At 53.7% G+C, this 17613-nt stretch carries 22 protein-coding genes; 21 read left to right on the top strand and 1 reads right to left on the bottom strand.

What is annotated here, in order from left to right; genetic code table 11:
* Positions 1–154 precede the first annotated feature (154 nt).
* The 9 genes from FKP33_RS13825 to FKP33_RS13865 all read left to right on the top strand — a co-directional run bounded on the left by FKP33_RS13825 (position 155) and on the right by FKP33_RS13865 (position 6798).
* On the top strand, positions 155–1273 hold the full coding sequence (locus FKP33_RS13825; protein ID WP_141335486.1) for a hypothetical protein: 1119 nt from the start codon (positions 155–157) through the stop codon (positions 1271–1273).
* A 59-nt stretch (positions 1274–1332) separates the two neighbouring features.
* Positions 1333–1845: a gamma carbonic anhydrase family protein gene (locus FKP33_RS13830; protein WP_127607971.1), complete on the top strand. Its 513-nt coding sequence runs from the start codon at positions 1333–1335 to the stop codon at positions 1843–1845.
* A 91-nt stretch (positions 1846–1936) separates the two neighbouring features.
* Entirely contained in the window at positions 1937–2128 is a 192-nt protein-coding gene (locus FKP33_RS13835) for an IDEAL domain-containing protein (protein ID WP_054797751.1), read from the top strand.
* Positions 2129–2248: 120 nt separating this feature from the next.
* On the top strand, positions 2249–2707 hold the full coding sequence (locus FKP33_RS13840) for a DUF2487 family protein (RefSeq protein ID WP_141335488.1): 459 nt from the start codon (positions 2249–2251) through the stop codon (positions 2705–2707).
* Between the two features lie 238 nt (positions 2708–2945).
* Positions 2946–3491, top strand: a complete 546-nt coding sequence (locus FKP33_RS13845; protein ID WP_054797750.1) for a QcrA and Rieske domain-containing protein — start codon at positions 2946–2948, stop codon at positions 3489–3491.
* Between the two features lie 19 nt (positions 3492–3510).
* Positions 3511–4182 carry a menaquinol-cytochrome c reductase cytochrome b subunit gene (gene qcrB / locus FKP33_RS13850; protein ID WP_127607972.1) on the top strand — a complete coding sequence of 224 codons (672 nt, stop codon included), beginning with the start codon at positions 3511–3513 and terminating at the stop codon, positions 4180–4182.
* Between the two features lie 59 nt (positions 4183–4241).
* Positions 4242–5129: a c-type cytochrome gene (locus FKP33_RS13855; RefSeq protein ID WP_127607973.1), complete on the top strand. Its 888-nt coding sequence runs from the start codon at positions 4242–4244 to the stop codon at positions 5127–5129.
* 62 nt (positions 5130–5191) lie between these two features.
* Entirely contained in the window at positions 5192–5881 is a 690-nt protein-coding gene (locus FKP33_RS13860) for a DUF1405 domain-containing protein (protein WP_141335490.1), read from the top strand.
* Positions 5882–5925: 44 nt separating this feature from the next.
* Entirely contained in the window at positions 5926–6798 is an 873-nt protein-coding gene (locus FKP33_RS13865) for a sporulation protein YpjB (protein WP_141335491.1), read from the top strand.
* A gap of 10 nt (positions 6799–6808) precedes the next feature.
* Here FKP33_RS13865 and FKP33_RS13870 read toward each other — a convergent pair whose 3' ends face one another.
* The gene (locus tag FKP33_RS13870; RefSeq protein WP_141335492.1) at positions 6809–7678 is read right to left on the bottom strand and encodes a YitT family protein; all 870 of its coding nucleotides are present in this window, start codon (positions 7676–7678) and stop codon (positions 6809–6811) included.
* Between the two features lie 167 nt (positions 7679–7845).
* On the opposite strand from FKP33_RS13870, the gene FKP33_RS13875 reads away from it, so the two are divergent.
* The 12 genes from FKP33_RS13875 to FKP33_RS13930 all read left to right on the top strand — a co-directional run bounded on the left by FKP33_RS13875 (position 7846) and on the right by FKP33_RS13930 (position 17610).
* On the top strand, positions 7846–8184 hold the full coding sequence (locus FKP33_RS13875; protein WP_054797749.1) for a nucleotide pyrophosphohydrolase: 339 nt from the start codon (positions 7846–7848) through the stop codon (positions 8182–8184).
* 88 nt (positions 8185–8272) lie between these two features.
* Positions 8273–8797: a tetratricopeptide repeat protein gene (locus FKP33_RS13880; RefSeq protein ID WP_127607977.1), complete on the top strand. Its 525-nt coding sequence runs from the start codon at positions 8273–8275 to the stop codon at positions 8795–8797.
* 30 nt (positions 8798–8827) lie between these two features.
* On the top strand, positions 8828–9634 hold the full coding sequence (gene dapB, locus FKP33_RS13885; RefSeq protein ID WP_127607978.1) for a 4-hydroxy-tetrahydrodipicolinate reductase: 807 nt from the start codon (positions 8828–8830) through the stop codon (positions 9632–9634).
* 111 nt (positions 9635–9745) lie between these two features.
* Entirely contained in the window at positions 9746–10165 is a 420-nt protein-coding gene (locus tag FKP33_RS13890) for a methylglyoxal synthase (RefSeq protein WP_174817584.1), read from the top strand.
* Positions 10162–10857: a bacillithiol biosynthesis deacetylase BshB1 gene (gene bshB1, locus FKP33_RS13895; RefSeq protein ID WP_054797748.1), complete on the top strand. Its 696-nt coding sequence runs from the start codon at positions 10162–10164 to the stop codon at positions 10855–10857. The genes FKP33_RS13890 and bshB1 overlap by 4 nt, the downstream gene beginning before the upstream one ends.
* Before the next feature lie 48 nt (positions 10858–10905).
* Positions 10906–12072, top strand: coding sequence for an N-acetyl-alpha-D-glucosaminyl L-malate synthase BshA (gene bshA / locus FKP33_RS13900; protein ID WP_141335493.1), 1167 nt, complete (start codon positions 10906–10908; stop codon positions 12070–12072).
* 16 nt (positions 12073–12088) lie between these two features.
* The gene (locus tag FKP33_RS13905) at positions 12089–13420 is read left to right on the top strand and encodes a CCA tRNA nucleotidyltransferase (RefSeq protein ID WP_141335494.1); all 1332 of its coding nucleotides are present in this window, start codon (positions 12089–12091) and stop codon (positions 13418–13420) included.
* Positions 13417–14388: a biotin--[acetyl-CoA-carboxylase] ligase gene (locus FKP33_RS13910; protein WP_054800082.1), complete on the top strand. Its 972-nt coding sequence runs from the start codon at positions 13417–13419 to the stop codon at positions 14386–14388. Before FKP33_RS13905 ends, FKP33_RS13910 begins: the two co-directional genes overlap by 4 nt.
* Before the next feature lie 310 nt (positions 14389–14698).
* Positions 14699–15559 carry a 3-methyl-2-oxobutanoate hydroxymethyltransferase gene (gene panB, locus FKP33_RS13915; protein WP_127607983.1) on the top strand — a complete coding sequence of 287 codons (861 nt, stop codon included), beginning with the start codon at positions 14699–14701 and terminating at the stop codon, positions 15557–15559.
* Positions 15560–15561: 2 nt separating this feature from the next.
* On the top strand, positions 15562–16428 hold the full coding sequence (panC, locus tag FKP33_RS13920) for a pantoate--beta-alanine ligase (RefSeq protein WP_054797746.1): 867 nt from the start codon (positions 15562–15564) through the stop codon (positions 16426–16428).
* A 66-nt stretch (positions 16429–16494) separates the two neighbouring features.
* On the top strand, positions 16495–16878 hold the full coding sequence (gene panD, locus FKP33_RS13925; RefSeq protein ID WP_054797745.1) for an aspartate 1-decarboxylase: 384 nt from the start codon (positions 16495–16497) through the stop codon (positions 16876–16878).
* A gap of 75 nt (positions 16879–16953) precedes the next feature.
* Entirely contained in the window at positions 16954–17610 is a 657-nt protein-coding gene (locus FKP33_RS13930) for a tetratricopeptide repeat protein (RefSeq protein WP_127607984.1), read from the top strand.
* Positions 17611–17613: the final 3 nt, after the last annotated feature.

Genomic DNA, 17613 nt, shown 5'->3' on the forward strand with positions numbered 1-17613 from the left:
AACGACTACTCAAGCTTTCACCAGCTTCTTTATGAAGCAGGTGAAAGCTTTGTTTGTTTTTCTACGTTTAAAAACGGCACAAATTCCCATAATGGATAGTAAGGTTGAAACGACTCCAGCAGGTGCAGGAGGAGGGTTTAGGGGGAATTCAAGCATGAATTTAGCCGACATGTTGAGTTACGCGGACATTCATGATCTGAGCCGCATAGCCGGCACGTATGATTGCGAATGCAACGACCATTCCAAACATGAGCTGATCCAGTCGATTTTATCCCGAGTGGGACGAAGCGACGTGTTCGAGCGGTACGTTGATGAATTGACCATCGAGGACATCCGGTTCCTGAACTCGCTGCTGTTCGATCAACGAGGCTCATTCAGCTTGGAAGAATTGCTCGCGAGGGTGCAGCAAAGCAAATTTGTTAAAGATGAGGCCGAGACCGATTGGAATCCGCGAGAGATGATTACAAGGTTTAAGCATCGCGGCTGGTTGTTCAACGGGCACTCGCAGCAAACCCGCTATTTGTTTCAGATTCCTGCGGATTTGAAGAGAAGATTTATTACCGCGCTCTCGAAGCGGTTCGAGGAGAGGATGCTGCTGACGGATGAGCCGTCCGTCTATCGTGACGAACAGAAGCTGATTTTGGACGACATTTGGCATTTCCTGCATTATTTGCAAGGTCAAGAGGTGATGTTAACCTCGGAGCTTGTTATGTACAAGCGCAATTTGCAGCAGATTCTCGAGCGTTTGGCCGTTCGGGAGGAGCCTGTCGGCAAAACGGCATGGCGTTTCGGGTACGGACGCATGTTTCGGGATTATCCGAACCGGTTCTCGTTTATTTACGATTACTGCTATTTCAGCGATCTCATTACCGAGCATCATCAGGTGCTGGCGTTGACCGAGCGCGGGAAAGCGGCCGTAATCGAGAATCGGAAGGAAGATCCGGTTCACGTGTACCGATTCTGGTTAAGGCTCTATAAAGGGCCTATTCCCCAGCTGCAGTCCATCGTCCAGTGGCTGAACCGGCTAGGCGGCTCGTGGGTGACGCTGTCGTCGCTGAAAGAGACGCTGGGTCCGTTGATCCGTCCGTTTTACTACGATTCAGCGGACGCTATTCTGGAACAGCGTATCTTGCAGATGATGATGCATCTCGGGCTTCTACGGATCGGGGAAGACGAGCATAAGGGCACGGTGATCCAAATATCCAAACTCGGATCCCGTATCATTGAAGGCACGTATGTGCCGGATGAGAACCCCCTCGTGCTGGATGTTTGACAAGCGGGTATCGGCTTGCTACAATCACTCCAATTTATATATGAAATGGAGTGGTTGGAATGCTGCATAGTTACAACGGGATTTTTCCGCAAGTGCACGAGAGCGTGTTTTTGGCCGCAGGCGTTCAGGTAATCGGCGATGTGGTGATTGAAGAAGGGGCGAGCATCTGGTACAACACGGTGCTCCGGGGCGATTTGGCCCCCATACGGATCGGCAAGCGGAGCAATATTCAGGACGGCTGTATCGGCCATGTGAACAAGGATGAACCGCTTATTGTCGAGGAGGAGGTGTCCGTCGGACACGGCGCCATTATCCACGGCTGCCGGATAGGCAAAGGCACATTAATCGGGATGGGGGCTATTGTACTTAACGGTGCCTCGATCGGTGAATATGCTTTAATAGGAGCGGGGTCGCTAATTACGGAAAACAAATCGATCCCCTCGTACACGCTATCCCTCGGTTCGCCGGCCAAAGTTGTCCGCGAGCTTGCAGAACCGGACTTGGCCAGGATGAAACGAACGATGGAAAGCTACTGCCTCAAGCGCGAGGAATATCGCAACCTGCAGGCGTAATCCGTTGTCCGCCTGAATGGAATGCAGGCGGCCCGTCCGCTTTCGGAAAAAGATGAAATTTCATTATGACCCGGTTTGGAGGTAGGTACTCATGGGCAAAATGAACGTGACAAACGACATGATGCTAAGTTTGTTTGCTGAAATGATGCTTGATGAAGCTATACGCGACTATCGAGAAAAGAAGCTGTACAACGAAATCGATCAGGCCTTGGCTGCGGGTGACGAACAATCCTTTATTGCCCTAACGACCGAACTAAACACGCTGCGCTCCCAGGGCATATGATCTCTTCATACAGGCTTGCTAGAGAAGGCAATTCGTGACATTTTATCGAAAGGCATATGAAACCCCTTCATATGTCTTTTTTTTGTGTTAAAGTAAGGAACGGGGAAGAAGGTGAAACGGATGAAATTCAGTGAAATCGAATCGGGAAACTGGTCGGAGCTTCAGCCCTATCTGGACACGTGCGTGCTGCCTGTTACGGGACTTGACGGTTCCGAATCTCCCTGGGAAGCCGCGGCGGCGCTGGAAGATTTGCGCGATGTGCTGGACCTGATCGAAATTCCTTTCAAAGGACGGATCGTGACGTATCCGGCGATGCATTATATCGGTACGGGACAAGCGGCGGCTTCGGCACGAAAGCTGATTGAGGACGTCTGCGCAAGGCTAAAGGACGCGGGGTTCCGATATGTCGTGCTTGTGTCCGCATCGCGGCATGCGGAAGCCGGACTGCCGGCGGGTGCGGAAGTGGCGGATCTGATCATAGCCATGACGAAGGAAGAACTGACGGCGTTAGGCGGAGAAGCGAGGCGTTCGGTCGCTGACAAGCTGACGGAGCTTTGGCGGGACAGGCAATCGGTGTAAACGATGTATGTTCTGCGCCAAGGGTGTAAATTCTATGTAAGAGCACGCTGGAGGCGGCCGGCAGCAGTTGTGACAATTATGTTAAAACTGCTTGATCCGCCTCGTTTTCCAAGGCGCATAGTCATGTCTCCATTCTTGACGCACCCAGTGACGTAAGCTATTATTAGTTATGTCCTAGTATATGGTGTAAAGTTATGTCGAACGACTGATATATGTTGCAAAAGGGGGTAGAACGAGAATGAACGATCACACGAATCACGATTCGCAGCATCATGGCGAGAAACCGGTGAAACGTCGGGAAATGTCCAGACGCCAGTTTCTTTCCTACACCCTTGGCGGCGCAGGAGCTTTCATGGGTGCCGGGATGCTGGTGCCGATGGTTCGGTTTGCGGTGGATCCGGTCCTTCAACCTAAGAAGAAAGCCGATTGGGTGAAGGTTGTGGAAGAATCCAAGATTACGAACGAGCCGAAATCTTTCAAATTCGCGGTGCATCAGGTCGACGGTTGGTTTGAAAGCGACCCCGAGCTGGAAGCGTGGATATCGAAAGGCAAGGACGGCAAAGTTTTTGCGTTGAATCCGACCTGTAAACATTTAGGTTGCACCGTAAACTGGAATGCGAATCCGGAATACAAGGATCAATATTATTGTCCTTGTCACGGTGCGCACTACACGCCGGACGGCAAACAGCTGGCTGTCGCATCGGCGCCGCTGGATGAGTATGAAGTGAAAGTGGAGCAAGGCTTTGTGTACCTCGGTCAGCTTGGTCCGAACAAACGGGTGTAATAAGGAGGCGTAACATCAGATGTTTAAAAGTGTCTATAACTGGATCGATGAACGCCTGGATATCACGCCGCTGTGGCGGGACGTAGCGGATCACGAGGTGCCTGAGCACGTTAACCCGGCTCATCACTTCTCTGCTTTCGTTTATTGTTTCGGCGGATTGACGTTCTTTATCACAGTTATACAAATTTTGTCCGGTATGTTCTTAACGATGTATTACGTGCCGGATATTATCAACGCCTATGCAAGCGTTGACTATCTGCAGCATAAAGTGGCGTTCGGCGTTATCGTTCGCGGGATGCACCACTGGGGTGCGAGCTTGGTTATCGTGATGATGTTCTTACATACGCTCCGCGTCTTTTTCACTGGTTCGTATAAAGCTCCTCGCGAGATGAACTGGGTTGTAGGTATGTTGATTTTCTTCGTTATGTTGGGTCTCGGGTTGACAGGCTATCTCCTTCCTTGGGATAACAAAGCCTATTTCGCGACAAGCGTTACGTTGAAGATTGTGGAATCCGCTCCGTATATTGGACCTTACGCCAAGTCGTTCTTGCAAGGCGGCGAGATCGTAGGAGCTCAAACGTTGACGAGATTCTTCGCCTTACACGTGTTCTTCCTGCCGGCTGCCCTGCTTGGTCTGCTCGCCGGACACTTCTTGATGATCCGTAAGCAAGGGATTTCCGGGCCGCTCTAAGATGGGGAGGAACGATCACCGTTTACGGTTCATGAAAAAAATAGAAGGAGGGGCGATACGTGGCTCACGGACCTAAATCTGACGAAAAAATCGTTTACGTGGGAGACTCTCGCGTACGGGCGAAAGATACGCGCTTGATTCCGCAAGACTTCTCCGCTTATCCCGGTAAATCGGAAGTGTTCATTCCTAACTTCCTGTTGAAAGAGTGGATGGTAGGGGTTGTCGTCTTGCTCGGCATTCTGGTATTGGTTATGTCCGAAGCGGCGCCGCTTGGTTATCCGGCGGATCCGACCAACACGCAAATCATTCCGATGCCGGACTGGTACTTCCTGTTTATGTACCAATTGTTGAAATATCCATACACGTCCGGCGATTACGTCGTACTCGGTACGGTCGGCGTTCCGGGTATCTTGTTCGGTGCTTTGTTGCTCGCACCATTCCTCGATACCGGTAAAGAAAGACGTTTCTACAAACGTCCAATCGCCTCGACGTTGATGTTCGTAAGCTTGATTGCATGCACCTACTTGACGGTTTATTCCTGGCAGCACTATCAGCATGAGCTGAAAGAGAAAAATCTCGTTCCGGAGCACATTAAGCGCGAGGAAGAGATGCATGCGTCCAAGGGTGCCGGCGGTGCTGGCGGCGGAGGGGCGAAGAAGCCCGCTGCGCAGGCTGCGGCAATCGTCGCTCCGGATGACCCGGCAGCAGCGATTTATCAGAAGTCAACTTGCTTGCAATGCCATGGCGGCGAGTTGAAAGGAATGCCTTCCGCTGGAATTCCTGCCCTTCGCGGCATCGGCGACAAGCATAGTAAAGATGAAATCATCGGTATCATCAAGAATGGCCAGGGCAATATGACGGCGCAATACGACGCCAACATCGCCAAAGGCCTTTCCGCAGACGATATGGACAAATTGGCCGATTGGTTGGCCAAACAGAAGAAATAACCATGAACAAAACCTGATCGCTTGCAGCGGTCAGGTTTTTTAGTAAGCTGGGAGGGTTATCGTTGACCAATTGGCGTTTGTCGTACTATGTTTCAACGCCGTTCTTGGGCAGTAGGCTGATGCTTTGGAGCTTGTTTGTGATCAATCTCCTCGGCACGGTCTACGGGTATGAATGGTATTGGAAGCAGCTCCTCTTTACATCCGAAAATTTCGGCAACGCGTACTTGCCCTTCGTGCCGGATAGTCCTACCGCCAGCCTGTTCTTTACTTGTTTTATTGGGTTCCTGCTGTGGAATGTCGATAAGCAGACCGGTATAGCGGTGCCGCCCGAACGGGCCGGATGGCTGCGCGGATGTATAGAAGCGTTCGCGCTCATTACTTCGTTCAAATACGGCGTATGGGCTGTAGCGATGATTTGGGCGGGCGCTTATCAAGGGGACGGCATCGTTTGGCAGGATTGGATGCTGACGATTTCTCATCTGGGGATGGCCGCCGAAGCGTTACTCTATGCGAGATTTTACCGGTATATGCCTGGGGCGGTGTTGATCGTCGCCGCCTGGACGCTTTGGAACGATGCGATGGATTACGGCGCCGGGGTATTTCCGTGGCTGCCGGAAACCTTGCTGGACGATCTTGGCGCCATTCGACTGTTTACAATGGGACTTAGCTTCATCGGCATTGCAATCGCGATCATCATCTGGCTGATCCGCTATAGGAAGCACGGACGGATTTTACAGCACAAATCGGTCTAAATGAGACAACCCCTCCATAAATTGTACTTAGGAGGGGATGTCCGATGATCGGATTCGGGAAAATGAAGTGGATCGGGGTAAGCATGGCGCTCATATTGTTTTTGCCGCTATTGGCGGGCTGCGCATTATCCGCCAAGCAGGATGCTGCGGCAGCCGTTAAGCCGACGCCAGAGCAGCTCCAGAAGGTGAAGCTGTTGAATGAAACGGCGGAAACGATGTACCAGAAGGTCCAGCAGGGCGATATTCCGGGAAGCCGCGCGGTGCTGCAGCAGATTAGCGACCAGGTCACGCAAATACGGTTCGAGGGCATCACGTCGGTGGAAGGTCTGAACGCGCTGACTGATACGATCACCGAAGCTAAACGCGTCTTTCAAGCGGTTAAATTTAACCCGGATGCAGGGAAAATATCCGCGGCCAAAGTTCGCTTGGCGACCGATTCCCTTACGCACGCGAGCCAACCGCTTTGGCTGCAATATTACAAGCAGCTGCAGGATGACGTGAATGTGATCGAACAGACGGCCAAAGCTAGCGATAAAACGTCCCTGCAGCATGCCAGCGCACACTTCGAGCAGCATTACAGCATCATTCACCCGAGCTTGCTGATCAGCCGGCCCGCCGAAGATGTCGAGCGAATGGATTCGCTTGTCGCTTTTGTGAAATCGCAATCGATGAGTCAAGGCATGCCGTTCCGTAACGTGTTAAACGCGGTCCCGCCAATGCGGCAAATGTTGGACAAATTGTTTATGAAGCGCGAAGCGACGGCTTACTTGCCGTATCCGGAGCCACAAAATCCGATTCTATGGACGCTTGCCTTCGGTTCGGTCATCTTGGCCGCCCTGGGCTTCGCCGGTTGGCGTTTATCGAAGAAGAACGACGGGATTGTTACGGTACGCCGCAACGAAGACGGCTACATATAAGCTTGTGATGCTAGGAAAGAGGCTTAAAGCCTTCGCCGACGACGTCGTGCACCTCTGTGATGATAATAAACGCACGGGGATCGACGGCTCGGACGAGGTCTTTAAGCCTTCTCATTTCACTGCGGGCAACGACGCAGTAGACGACGTTCTTGCTTTGCTTGGAGAAGGCGCCGATCGCCGGAATCAGCGTAACCCCGCGGTCCAAGCTGTTCGTAATTTCGTCGGCCAACCGGTCGGCGCGCTCGCTGATTATCGTGAATGCCCTGGCCGCGTAGGCACCTTCGATGAAGATATCGATCATTTTGGTCGTAATGAACACGGCTACAAGCGTATACATAATTTTTTCCTTCGGCAAAAAAAACAACGAAAGTGCAAGCACGATCGCGTCGGAGAATAAAATAATGCGTCCGACGCTCCACCCCCTCAGCTTATGAGCGATGCGCGCCACAATATCGGAGCCGCCGGTCGTTCCCCCGTACCGAAACACTAGTCCGAGTCCGATGCCTAACGTAAATCCGGCATAGGCGGATACGAGAAAAAAATCATGTTCCGTCCGGAACGGTACAATCCATCCCGCACGAATGGAATGCTCCATTAACCAAAGAAAAAATGAAAGCAGCAGCGTACCGGCAATCGTATAGAACATCGATGATTTGCCCAGGATACGCCAGCCCAGAACAAATAACGGGATATTGATGACAAGGGTTGTCAGGGAAGGGGGGAAGCCGAATATATAGTTCAGCAATAGGGCGATACCGGTGATGCCGCCTTCCATGAACTCGTTGGAAATGACGAAATAGTGGAGACCGAATGCATAAACGGCAGTCCCCATGGCGATAGGCAAAAGGTTTCGAAGCGGCGTCCATAGGGGGGAGAGCATGGCGGAAACACCTCCTGTTCCTCCCTAATATGGCTCGCCGTTCATGGCGGTATGCTTCGCGACAAAAATAATTTGTCACGGAACCTCCATTTGCGTTAACATGGTATTGATGTTCTGCGGTGATGCAAGCATCAGAACCCTGAGTAAGGCTGGTGACGGATCGAACCATGGACAAGGAACGCTCGCTTAAAGACCTCCAGGACGAGGTGGATGCATACATATCTCAATTTAAGGAAGGTTACTTCCGTCCGATGACGATGCTGGCAAGGATGTCGGAAGAAGTCGGCGAGCTGGCGCGGGAAGTGAACCACCGGTTCGGCGAGAAACCGAAAAAGCCGACGGAAGCGGACAATTCAATCGAGCTGGAGCTCGGCGACATTCTTTTCATAACGATTTGCTTTGCCAATTCGCTTGGCATCGATCTAACGAAGGCGCATGATCAAGTCATGCATAAATTCCGTACGCGGGACGCCGACCGTTGGACTAAAGTGGACACCGATTCGTAACGTCTTACATATGCTGTACCATCACCCTTTTTTCCGTACGGTCGTACCATGCGCCGGCTCCGTATGCACGTAGGAAGGAGATGGGGGAATGGATGGCGAACTTGCAATTAAAAAAGCGTACGAATCGATCTTAAATCACGATTTCGAACAGGCTATCGGTTGGTTCGAACGGGCCATCGCCTTGAATCCCAATAACGCTTCTTACCATTACAAGCTGTCGATTACCTACGCGCGCAGCAATAAATTGTCGAAGGCGATCCGGCATGCGGAACAAGCGGTGAAGCTCGAGCCGACGGATGAGCACTATACGTTTCATTTGCAGCATCTGCGCGCAAAAGCGTTGTTGGTTGAGGCGGAAAAATTGTTCGAAGAATCGGATGAGCGGCTCTGGCTGGCCGTTGCTTTAGTGAAACAAGCGGTAGAGAAAGACCCGCTGTCGTTAGAAGCTTACCTGCTGCTAGGGATCGCTTATGCGCGGCTTGACGAATACAGCTTGGCGATCGGGGCCGTGAAAGAGCTGCTGAAGCTTGATCCCGGGCACTCGATCGGGAACCGGCTGCTCTCGGAATATGAACACAAATGGAAACAATATATGAGGCGTACTTCATCCTAGGGAGTGCAGAAGGAGAGGACTCAAGAGATTATGGGACAAACGAAGATTAAAGTAGCGGTTGCCGGCGCAAGCGGCCGTATGGGACGAGAGGTTGTAAAAATGGTTCTTGCCGATCCGGAACTCGAGCTCGTAGCGGCGATGGACCGATCGACGAAGAACACGGATGCGGGCCGGCTTGTCGGGCTCGATCCGTGCGGCGTCATGGTGACGAACGACTTGGAATTAACGCTTGTGGAAACGAACCCGGATGTCATGGTCGACTTCACGACGCCGCAATCGGCCGTCGTTAATACGGCGCTCGCCATTAAACACAAGGTTCGTCCGGTCATGGGCACGACAGGCTTCACCCCGGAAGACATCGAAGCGCTGGACAAGCAGTGTAAAGCTGCCGGGATCGGAGGGCTGATTGCGCCGAACTTCTCGATTGGTGCGATTCTGATGATGAAATTCGCGGCGCAAGCGGCCAAATATATGCCACATGTGGAAATTATCGAATACCACGGGGATCAGAAGCTTGACGCTCCTTCAGGCACGTCCGTCAAGACCGCGGAGATGATTGCGCAAGTGCGGGGCGAGTTGAGACAAGGCAACCCGAAAGAGGAAGAAACGATCGAAGGGGCGAGAGGCGGCTACTACGACGGATTTCGGATACATAGCGTGAGGCTTCCAGGGATTTTTGCGCAGCAGGAAGTGGTGTTCGGCGCTTTCGGCCAAACCCTGAAAATCCGGCACGATTCGTACGACCGGGCGGGTTACATGCCCGGCGTGAACGTTGCGGTGAAGAAAGTGATGACATATGCAGGCATGGTTTACGGCTTCGAGCATTTCATCGATTGACGGAAGTCGGGGACAAGGCCGATCTTTGCGGTTTCGCCCCGATACCAATCGTTTTTTAACCGCGAAAACACCGTTTGCAACAGCCTAAGGGGGAGCTAAATCCGTATGACAATGAATATCGCGCTCATTGCGCATGACCGCAAAAAAGACGAAATGGTCAATTTCGTGACCGCCTATGAACATGTATTTCAGCATCATAAGCTGTTTGCGACCGGCACGACCGGCACGCGCATTATGGAGAAAACGAAGCTGCAAATCAACCGTTTCATGTCCGGTCCGCTTGGGGGAGATCAGCAGATCGGCGCCATGGTTGCCACCAACGAAATGGACTTGATCATCTTTCTGCGAGATCCGTTAATGGCTCAGCCGCACGAGCCGGATATTATCGCGCTGCTCCGTTTGTGCGACGTGCAGGGCATTCCGTGCGCAACCAATATCGCCACGGGCGAAATATTGGTTAAAGCGCTCGACCGCGGCGATTTCGCCTGGCGTGAGCTCGTACATAAATATAAGCCGGGTATTGAAGAATGACGGATACGCTCGATTTCTTAATATTCGGGGCGCATCCCGACGATGCGGAAATCGGCATGGGCGGCACGATCGCCAAGCATGCGGCAGCCGGTTACCGGATCGGAATATGCGACTTGACGCTCGCCGAAATGTCGTCGAACGGCACAGTCGATACGCGGCAGGCCGAAGCCGAGGAGGCGTCGCGCATTATGGGTCTATCCGCCCGCAGCAATCTGAAGCTTCCGGATCGGGGTCTTACTTTAAGTTCGGACTTCATCGATCGGATCGTGGCCGAAATACGGCTGCGCAAGCCGCGCGTCGTATTTGCGCCTTACTGGGAGGACAGGCATCCGGATCATATCGCCTGTAGCAAGCTGGTGCAGGAGGCGGTATTCAATGCCAAGCTTCGCCGTTACATGCCGGAGCTCCCGGCGCATCAAGTTGCAGAGACTTATTTCTATTTCATTAACGATACGATCGATCCTGACGTAATGGTCGATGTAACCGCTTATTACGATACGAAACGATTGGCTTTACAAGCTTACCGCACGCAGTTCACGGCGGCGCCGGGCGGCGATTATGTAAGCACTCCGTTGAATCAAGGTTATATGGAACGCGTGGAAGCGCGCGATTTGCTGCTGGGACAGAAACGCTCGGTGTTGTATGCCGAAGGCTTTATGAGCAAACTGCCTTATATGACGGAGCTACTATAACCAACGACGTCAAGCGAATCGCAGCGTTAGCAGAAGGAGGCAGCGCCCATGGAGCGGTTGAAGATCGGGATTACCTGTTACCCTACGCTCGGAGGTTCCGGGGTGGTCGCGACAGAGCTCGGCAAGCTGCTTGCGGAAAAAGGGCATGAAGTGCACTTTATTACCCACAGCATGCCGTTTAGGCTCGGTAAATTCGATAAGAACATTTTTTATCATGAAGTCGAGGTTAATGATTACTACGTGTTTAAATACCCGCCTTACGACTTATCGCTCGCCAGTAAGCTGGCGCAAGTCGTGAAGCTGGAGGATTTGGACCTGCTGCATGTCCATTATGCGATTCCGCATGCGGTTTGCGCTTTATTGGCGAAGCAAATGGTAGGGCCGGAGCTGAAGGTCGTGACCACGCTCCACGGCACGGATATTACCGTGCTCGCCCAAGATGAATCGCTCAGCGACCTGATCCGGTACGCGATCAATGAAAGCGATGCGGTGACGGCCGTTTCCCAAGATTTGATTCAAGAGACGAGACAGCTGCTTGGGATCGAGAAGCCGATTGAGCTCGCTTACAACTTTGTCGACAAACGGGTGTATTATCCGCGCGAGGTGACGAGCTTACGCAAGGAGTTTGCGCATCCGGACGAAAAAATATTGATACATATTTCCAACTTCCGCCCGGTTAAACGGGTGACCGATGTGGTTGAAATTTTCGACCGGGTTCGCCAGGAAATGCCTGCGCGGCTGTTGTTCGTCGGAGAAGGTCCGGAGCTGTCCAAGGTGTTATGCAAAGTGAAGGAGCTCGGCTTGCTGGATCGCGTAACGTTTTGCGGCAAACAGGATGATGTCGCGCAGCTGCTGTCATTGGCCGATTTGATGCTTCTGCCTTCGGAGAAGGAGAGCTTCGGCCTGGTGGCGCTCGAAGCGATGGCGTGCGGCGTGCCGACGATTGCTTCCAATGCAGGCGGCATCCCAGAGCTTATTACGCATGGGGAAACGGGGTATCTCGCCGAAATCGGCGATGTAGAGCAGATGTCACAGCTTGCAATCAACCTGCTGAAGAATGAGTCGGCTTACCGTACGATGAGGGAGGCTTGCTTGCACCGGGCGCGTTATACGTTCTGTAATGATGTGATTTCGAGACAGTATGAAGCGCTGTATTACCGGGTTTTGGGCAAACCGGTACCGAGCGAGCTTCAGGAGAAGCCGCTACAATGCTAAGAGGGATGAGTGCGGCATGAAAGAGACGGAGGGGCAGGCGTTAAAACAACATGCGCTCGGAATCGTGGCCCGGCTGAATGAAGCCGGCTTCGAAGCTTACTTCGTCGGCGGCTGTGTGCGGGACGAGCTGCTCGGCCGACCGGTTAAAGATTACGACATCGCTACATCGGCGCGGCCGGAGCAGGTGGAGGCGCTTTTCCAGCGCACCGTGCCGACCGGACTTCAGCACGGAACGGTTACGGTTGTCGTCCATCGGCAGCCGTTCGAGGTCACGACGTTCCGTAAAGAAGGGGATTATTCCGATTATCGTCGCCCGCATTCGGTCGAATATATCGACAGCCTGCACGAAGATTTGCAGCGGCGCGATTTTACGATGAACGCCATGGCGATGGATTTGAACGGGCGTCTGATCGACCCGTTCGGCGGACAAGCGGATTTGGAGCGAGGCATCCTGCGCTGCGTCGGTTCGGCGCAAGAAAGGTTCTCCGAGGACGCGCTGCGGATGCTTCGCTGTATTCGGTTCGCCGCGGAGTACGGCCTGAAGCCGGAGTCCGGCACCTGGTTGGCTTTGCTGGGGGCTGCGCCGCTGCTTAGGCATATCGCCATGGAACGCATTCGAGCCGAATTGGAACGGATGCTGACCGGAAGCGACCCGAGCGGAGCCATGCTCTTGCTGAAGGATTGCCGTTTGCTTGCGCATACCAAAGAAAAGCTTTGCTGGGCAAGACTGGATGAGATCGATAGCGTCGGAGAACTTGATCTGAGGAAGCTTACGCGGCTTGAGGATCGTCTGGCTTACCTGTACTTGAAACTGGGCGCCGGTCAAGGCGACTATGACACGGATATGCGGAAGCTGACGTTCGCCAAGAAACAAATCGAAGAGGTCGGCCGTATCGTGGAGGCGAATGCCTGGCTTATGCATGAACTGGCTGCATACACGGTGAGGGATGCTGGAGAACCGAGTCATGAGGCCAGAGAGCTATGGGTGGAAGCGGCGCTTCGATATGGGATCGACGGATTGCAAACGTTAAGAACTATTTATAAGCTGGACCGGAATATACGCCACGCTGCCGGTACGGATACGGTGACGCACCCCATATTCACGGAGTGGATTCGGCATGGCGAAGCGTGGCTTGCAGAAATGCCCGTTGCGCGGCTGCGGGATTTGGCGGTAACTGGGCAAGAGGTGCTGGAGGCGCTGCAGGGCAAAGCCGGTCCCTGGACGGGCAAGCTGCTGCAAGCGCTGCTCCGGCAGGCGGCTTTAGGCTCGCTGCCGAATCGGAAGGAAGCGTTAATCCAAGCGGCAAGGGAACTATACGGCGAAATGCAGGAGAAGGGAATACGATGACAGATCGGTTATTGGAGCTGTTCAAGCAGTCGGACCGCGATTATATCTCGGGTGAGGAGCTTAGCGGTAAGCTGAACATTAGCCGCACGGCCGTCTGGAAGCAGATTGAGCGGCTGAAGCAGCAGGGGTTTCAATTCGAAGCGATTCCACGCAAAGGCTACAGGCTTCTGTCGGCGCCGGAGAAGTTTGATTTGCCTTCCTTGCTGGCCGGCCTGCGTACGGAGCGGTTCGGCAGGCAGCTTCATCTTCGCGATGAAGTCGACTCGACCCAAATCGTCGCCCAGCAGCTTACGGCAGCCGGAGCGCCGGAGGGAGCCGTCGTGCTTGCCGAATTGCAAACGGCCGGCCGCGGCCGCATGGGCAGACGCTGGCATTCTCCGAAAGGGAAGGGGCTGTGGTTCAGCCTTATTTTACGTCCGGACTGGTTGCCGCTTTCCCAAACGCCGCAGCTTACGCTGTTGACAGCCGTGTCGTTATGCCGTGCCGTCCGGCAGGTGACCGGACTCGATGCGGGGATTAAGTGGCCGAACGATTTGTTGATCGACGGCCGCAAGGTCGCAGGGATTTTGCTGGAAGCGAACGTGGAGAACGGCACCCTGCAGCACGTTGTCGCCGGCATCGGCATTAGCGTCAACTTGACGGAGGACGACTATCCTCCCGACATTCGTGCAATTGCCACATCGCTCGCGATCGCGGCCGGTCGTCGAATCGACCGTTCGCTGCTGTTCGTGGAGCTCCTGGCGGAATGGGAGCGCTTGTACGCGCTGTATCGCTCGGAAGGCTTCGCGCCCATTAAGCTGCTGTGGGAAGCGTTGACGGTTTCGCTCGGACGGGAGATCGTGTGCCGAATGCCGCAGGAGACGGTTGAAGGGTTTGCCGAGGCGATCGACGAGCAAGGGGCGTTGCTCGTCCGGCTAAACGATGGCAGCGTGCGCAAAATGTTTTCGGGCGACGTTGAATTTAGATGACTTTTCATGTTAAGTTTGATATAATGAGCAGTAACGAAGGCGGTATCCTCGCAGGAACTGCACTTTGTTCCGTGTTCACGGTATGATGGAATGATGTACCGAAAATTTCATACTTTTTTGCAATATGTCGGATTCTGCTCTGAGCCTATTGGACCGAGACAGAAGGATCATATGAAATTAGACATGTGAACCTTTGAGCTCCCGTTTCCCGGGCAAGCTGGAAGGTTTTTTTGTTCTTCCGCAACAATCCGGCAAAGAATCGCAATACTATGTTCATCGGACGAAAATCGGAAGAAAGCAGGTGCTGCCCATGGAAACGCGCAAACCGATTACTACCGCCAAGCTGCGGAAAATGAAACAAGAGAAAACGCCGATTAGTGTGATTACCGCGTATGATTACCCATCCGCGATGCTGGCCGACCAAGCCGGCGTCGATGTCATTCTGGTTGGCGATTCGCTCGGCAATGTTGTGCTCGGTTACGAATCGACCGTTCCGGTCACGCTGGATGACATGATTTATCATACGAAGGCCGTGACGAGAGCCGTTCAATCCAGTTTCGTCGTCACGGATATGCCGTTCATGACGTATCACGGCAGTATGGACCAGACGCTGCGCAACGCCGCCCGCATCATGCAGGAAGGGCTTGCGAAAGCCGTCAAGGTGGAGGGCGGGGCGGAAATTGCGCCTGTCGTGAAGGCGCTTGTGCAGGCGGGCATTCCGGTCATGGCACATGTCGGCTTAACGCCGCAATCGATTCATCAAATCGGCGGTTACAAGGTGCAGGGAAAGACGAGCGAGCAGGCTCAGAAGCTGCTGGAGGATGCCCGGGCACTGGAAGAAGCGGGCGCGTTCTCCATCGTGCTGGAGCTGGTGACCGACCAGTTGGCGGAGCAGCTCACCGAGCGGTTGACCATACCGACGATCGGGATCGGGGCGGGCGCGTCCTGTGACGGGCAAGTGCTGGTCTTTCACGATGTGCTCGGTTACGGAGCGGACGTTCAGCCGAAGCGGTTTGTCAAGGCTTACGCGAACGTCGGTGAGACGATACGAGGTGCGTTGCAGCAGTACGTGCATGAAGTGAAGGCCAGACAGTTTCCTGCTGAAGGACACTCGTTCCGCATGACGGAAGAGGAAGCGAGCCATCTGTACGGCGGAGGGAGAATCCGATAACGATGCAAGTCATCCAGCATATAACAGACTTACGGCAGAGCATCCGCTCGCGGAGAGCGGAGCAGCCGTCCCTTCGCGTCGGCTTCGTGCCGACGATGGGCTTTTTGCACGAAGGACATGCTTCGCTTCTCGAAGCGGCGCGGCGCTCCTGCGATATCGTGGTGCTGAGCATCTTCGTGAACCCGCTGCAGTTCGGTCCGAACGAAGATTTCGAACGTTATCCCCGCGACGAAGAGCGGGACTTGGCCGTTGCCGAGCAGGCTGGAACGGATATCGTTTTCCTGCCTCAAGTCGCCGAAATGTACCCGCAGCCGATCAAGACGATGGTGTCGGTGCGCGAGGTCACCACACGGCTTTGCGGAGCTTCGCGGCCGGGTCACTTTGACGGGGTGGCGACGGTTGTCGCCAAGCTCTTCCATATCGTACAGCCGGATGCCGCATTTTTCGGAATGAAGGATGCGCAGCAGGTCGCCGTCATCGAGCAAATGGTGCTCGACCTCAACCTGCCGGTGGAGATCGTCCCGTGTCCGACGATTCGCGAAGCGGACGGCTTGGCCAAGAGCTCGCGGAACGTTTACTTGAACGAAGAGGAGCGGAAGCAGGCGACCGTATTGTCGGCCGCGCTGCGCGAAGCGGAGACGGCGCTTGCCGAGAGCGGCGTCGGCTTAACGCCGCAGCAGCTTATCGAGAACGTGCGAACGCATATCCGCCGGTCGCCGTTAGCCGAAATCGATTATGCCGAGGTTCTCGCGTTCCCTTCGCTTGAACCGCTCGAATCGTTCACACAAGGTGAACGCATCATTGTGGCGCTGGCGGTCAAATTCGGTAAGACACGTTTGATCGATAATTGTATCGTCCGAATTCCTTAACCTACACCTATCCCATGTCCCGGCCCGAGAGGCCGGCGGACACCCAACTATAAGGAGGCGAACGCCGTGTTTCGCACGATGCTCAAAGCGAAAATACACCGCGCTACCGTGACGGAAGCGAATCTGAACTATGTCGGGAGCATTACGATCGATCAAGACCTGCTGGATTTGCTCGATATGCTCCCGAACGAGAAAGTGCAAATCGTGAATAATAATAACGGCGCCCGGTTTGAAACGTACATTATTCCAGGCTCGAGAGGTTCGGGCGTTATTTGTCTGAACGGCGCCGCGGCTCGCTTGGTGCAGCCGGGGGATAAAGTCATTATTTTATCTTATGCCATGATGACGGACGAAGAAGCGCGCAAGCATACCCCGAGCATCGCCATTATGGGCGAAGGCAACGAGGTCGTCAGCGTATTGAAGGAAGAAATTCATTCCACCGTGCTCTAAGCCGAATGAAACGGGACGGGGAGACGCACAATGAAGATACCATGTTACCAAGCGGCGTAAAGGTGGGATGTGCGTATGTTCAAGCATCTGTTTGCATCGATGAATGAAATGCTGGATGAAGTGATGTCGGAATACCCGTCCTCAACCGCTGTGAAGCGGAAGCATTTGAAGGAAAAGCTGCGGGCTTTGAAGGCAATGAGTGACAGCTGTATTGAAGAATGGCTGTTGTTCGAAGAGAAGCTGGGCCAAATGATGCAGGCGACCGGCATGGTTTCCCTGCTGGGCGGCGCCGATCCGCTCGATCCGGAATTTGCGGCGAAACGATCAGATCTATTCGTGCGCGGGCAAGGCTTTTACAAGCTGCACATGTATAGCGAAGCGATCGATCAGTTTGCCGAGCTGCTGCACAATCAGCCTGACTTCACGCTAGCCCGGATCTACCTCGCCATGTCGTATTTTCATCAAGGACATACGGAAGACAGCTATTCCCATTTCCAATTTTTGTCGCAGTTAACGGAAAACCTGAAGCTGAAAGCCATCTCGTTAAACGCGATGGGGTGTATTCAGGTGAAGCAGAACAATCTGGAAAAAGCTTGCGAGCTGTTCAATTTAGCTTACCGCACTGACCCTTCCAGTGTCGAGCCATTGATCGACCTGGGCGTGTGCCGGGAGAAACAGGGCGGGCTTCACTTCACGTTCTCGCAGTCCCGCAGGTCGGGCCAGCCGCTTTAGAAC

The organism is Paenibacillus sp. tmac-D7, assembly GCF_006519665.1.
Classification (GTDB): Bacteria; Bacillota; Bacilli; order Paenibacillales; family NBRC-103111; genus Paenibacillus_G; species Paenibacillus_G validus.

Excerpts from the sequence above, each read along its gene's own strand:
- FKP33_RS13870 (WP_141335492.1), bottom strand. The coding sequence starts at position 7,678 with ATGCTCTCCCCCCTATGGACGCCGCTTCGAAACCTTTTGCCTATCGCC.
- bshA (WP_141335493.1), top strand. The coding sequence starts at position 10,906 with ATGGAGCGGTTGAAGATCGGGATTACCTGTTACCCTACGCTCGGAGGT.
- qcrB (WP_127607972.1), top strand. The coding sequence starts at position 3,511 with ATGTTTAAAAGTGTCTATAACTGGATCGATGAACGCCTGGATATCACG.
- FKP33_RS13830 (WP_127607971.1), top strand. The coding sequence starts at position 1,333 with ATGCTGCATAGTTACAACGGGATTTTTCCGCAAGTGCACGAGAGCGTG.
- panB (WP_127607983.1), top strand. The coding sequence starts at position 14,699 with ATGGAAACGCGCAAACCGATTACTACCGCCAAGCTGCGGAAAATGAAA.
- FKP33_RS13910 (WP_054800082.1), top strand. The coding sequence starts at position 13,417 with ATGACAGATCGGTTATTGGAGCTGTTCAAGCAGTCGGACCGCGATTAT.
- FKP33_RS13930 (WP_127607984.1), top strand. The coding sequence starts at position 16,954 with ATGTTCAAGCATCTGTTTGCATCGATGAATGAAATGCTGGATGAAGTG.
- FKP33_RS13880 (WP_127607977.1), top strand. The coding sequence starts at position 8,273 with ATGGATGGCGAACTTGCAATTAAAAAAGCGTACGAATCGATCTTAAAT.
- FKP33_RS13875 (WP_054797749.1), top strand. The coding sequence starts at position 7,846 with ATGGACAAGGAACGCTCGCTTAAAGACCTCCAGGACGAGGTGGATGCA.
- FKP33_RS13840 (WP_141335488.1), top strand. The coding sequence starts at position 2,249 with ATGAAATTCAGTGAAATCGAATCGGGAAACTGGTCGGAGCTTCAGCCC.
- panC (WP_054797746.1), top strand. The coding sequence starts at position 15,562 with ATGCAAGTCATCCAGCATATAACAGACTTACGGCAGAGCATCCGCTCG.
- FKP33_RS13865 (WP_141335491.1), top strand. The coding sequence starts at position 5,926 with ATGATCGGATTCGGGAAAATGAAGTGGATCGGGGTAAGCATGGCGCTC.
- bshB1 (WP_054797748.1), top strand. The coding sequence starts at position 10,162 with ATGACGGATACGCTCGATTTCTTAATATTCGGGGCGCATCCCGACGAT.
- FKP33_RS13890 (WP_174817584.1), top strand. The coding sequence starts at position 9,746 with ATGAATATCGCGCTCATTGCGCATGACCGCAAAAAAGACGAAATGGTC.
- FKP33_RS13835 (WP_054797751.1), top strand. The coding sequence starts at position 1,937 with ATGGGCAAAATGAACGTGACAAACGACATGATGCTAAGTTTGTTTGCT.
- FKP33_RS13845 (WP_054797750.1), top strand. The coding sequence starts at position 2,946 with ATGAACGATCACACGAATCACGATTCGCAGCATCATGGCGAGAAACCG.
- FKP33_RS13825 (WP_141335486.1), top strand. The coding sequence starts at position 155 with ATGAATTTAGCCGACATGTTGAGTTACGCGGACATTCATGATCTGAGC.
- FKP33_RS13905 (WP_141335494.1), top strand. The coding sequence starts at position 12,089 with ATGAAAGAGACGGAGGGGCAGGCGTTAAAACAACATGCGCTCGGAATC.
- dapB (WP_127607978.1), top strand. The coding sequence starts at position 8,828 with ATGGGACAAACGAAGATTAAAGTAGCGGTTGCCGGCGCAAGCGGCCGT.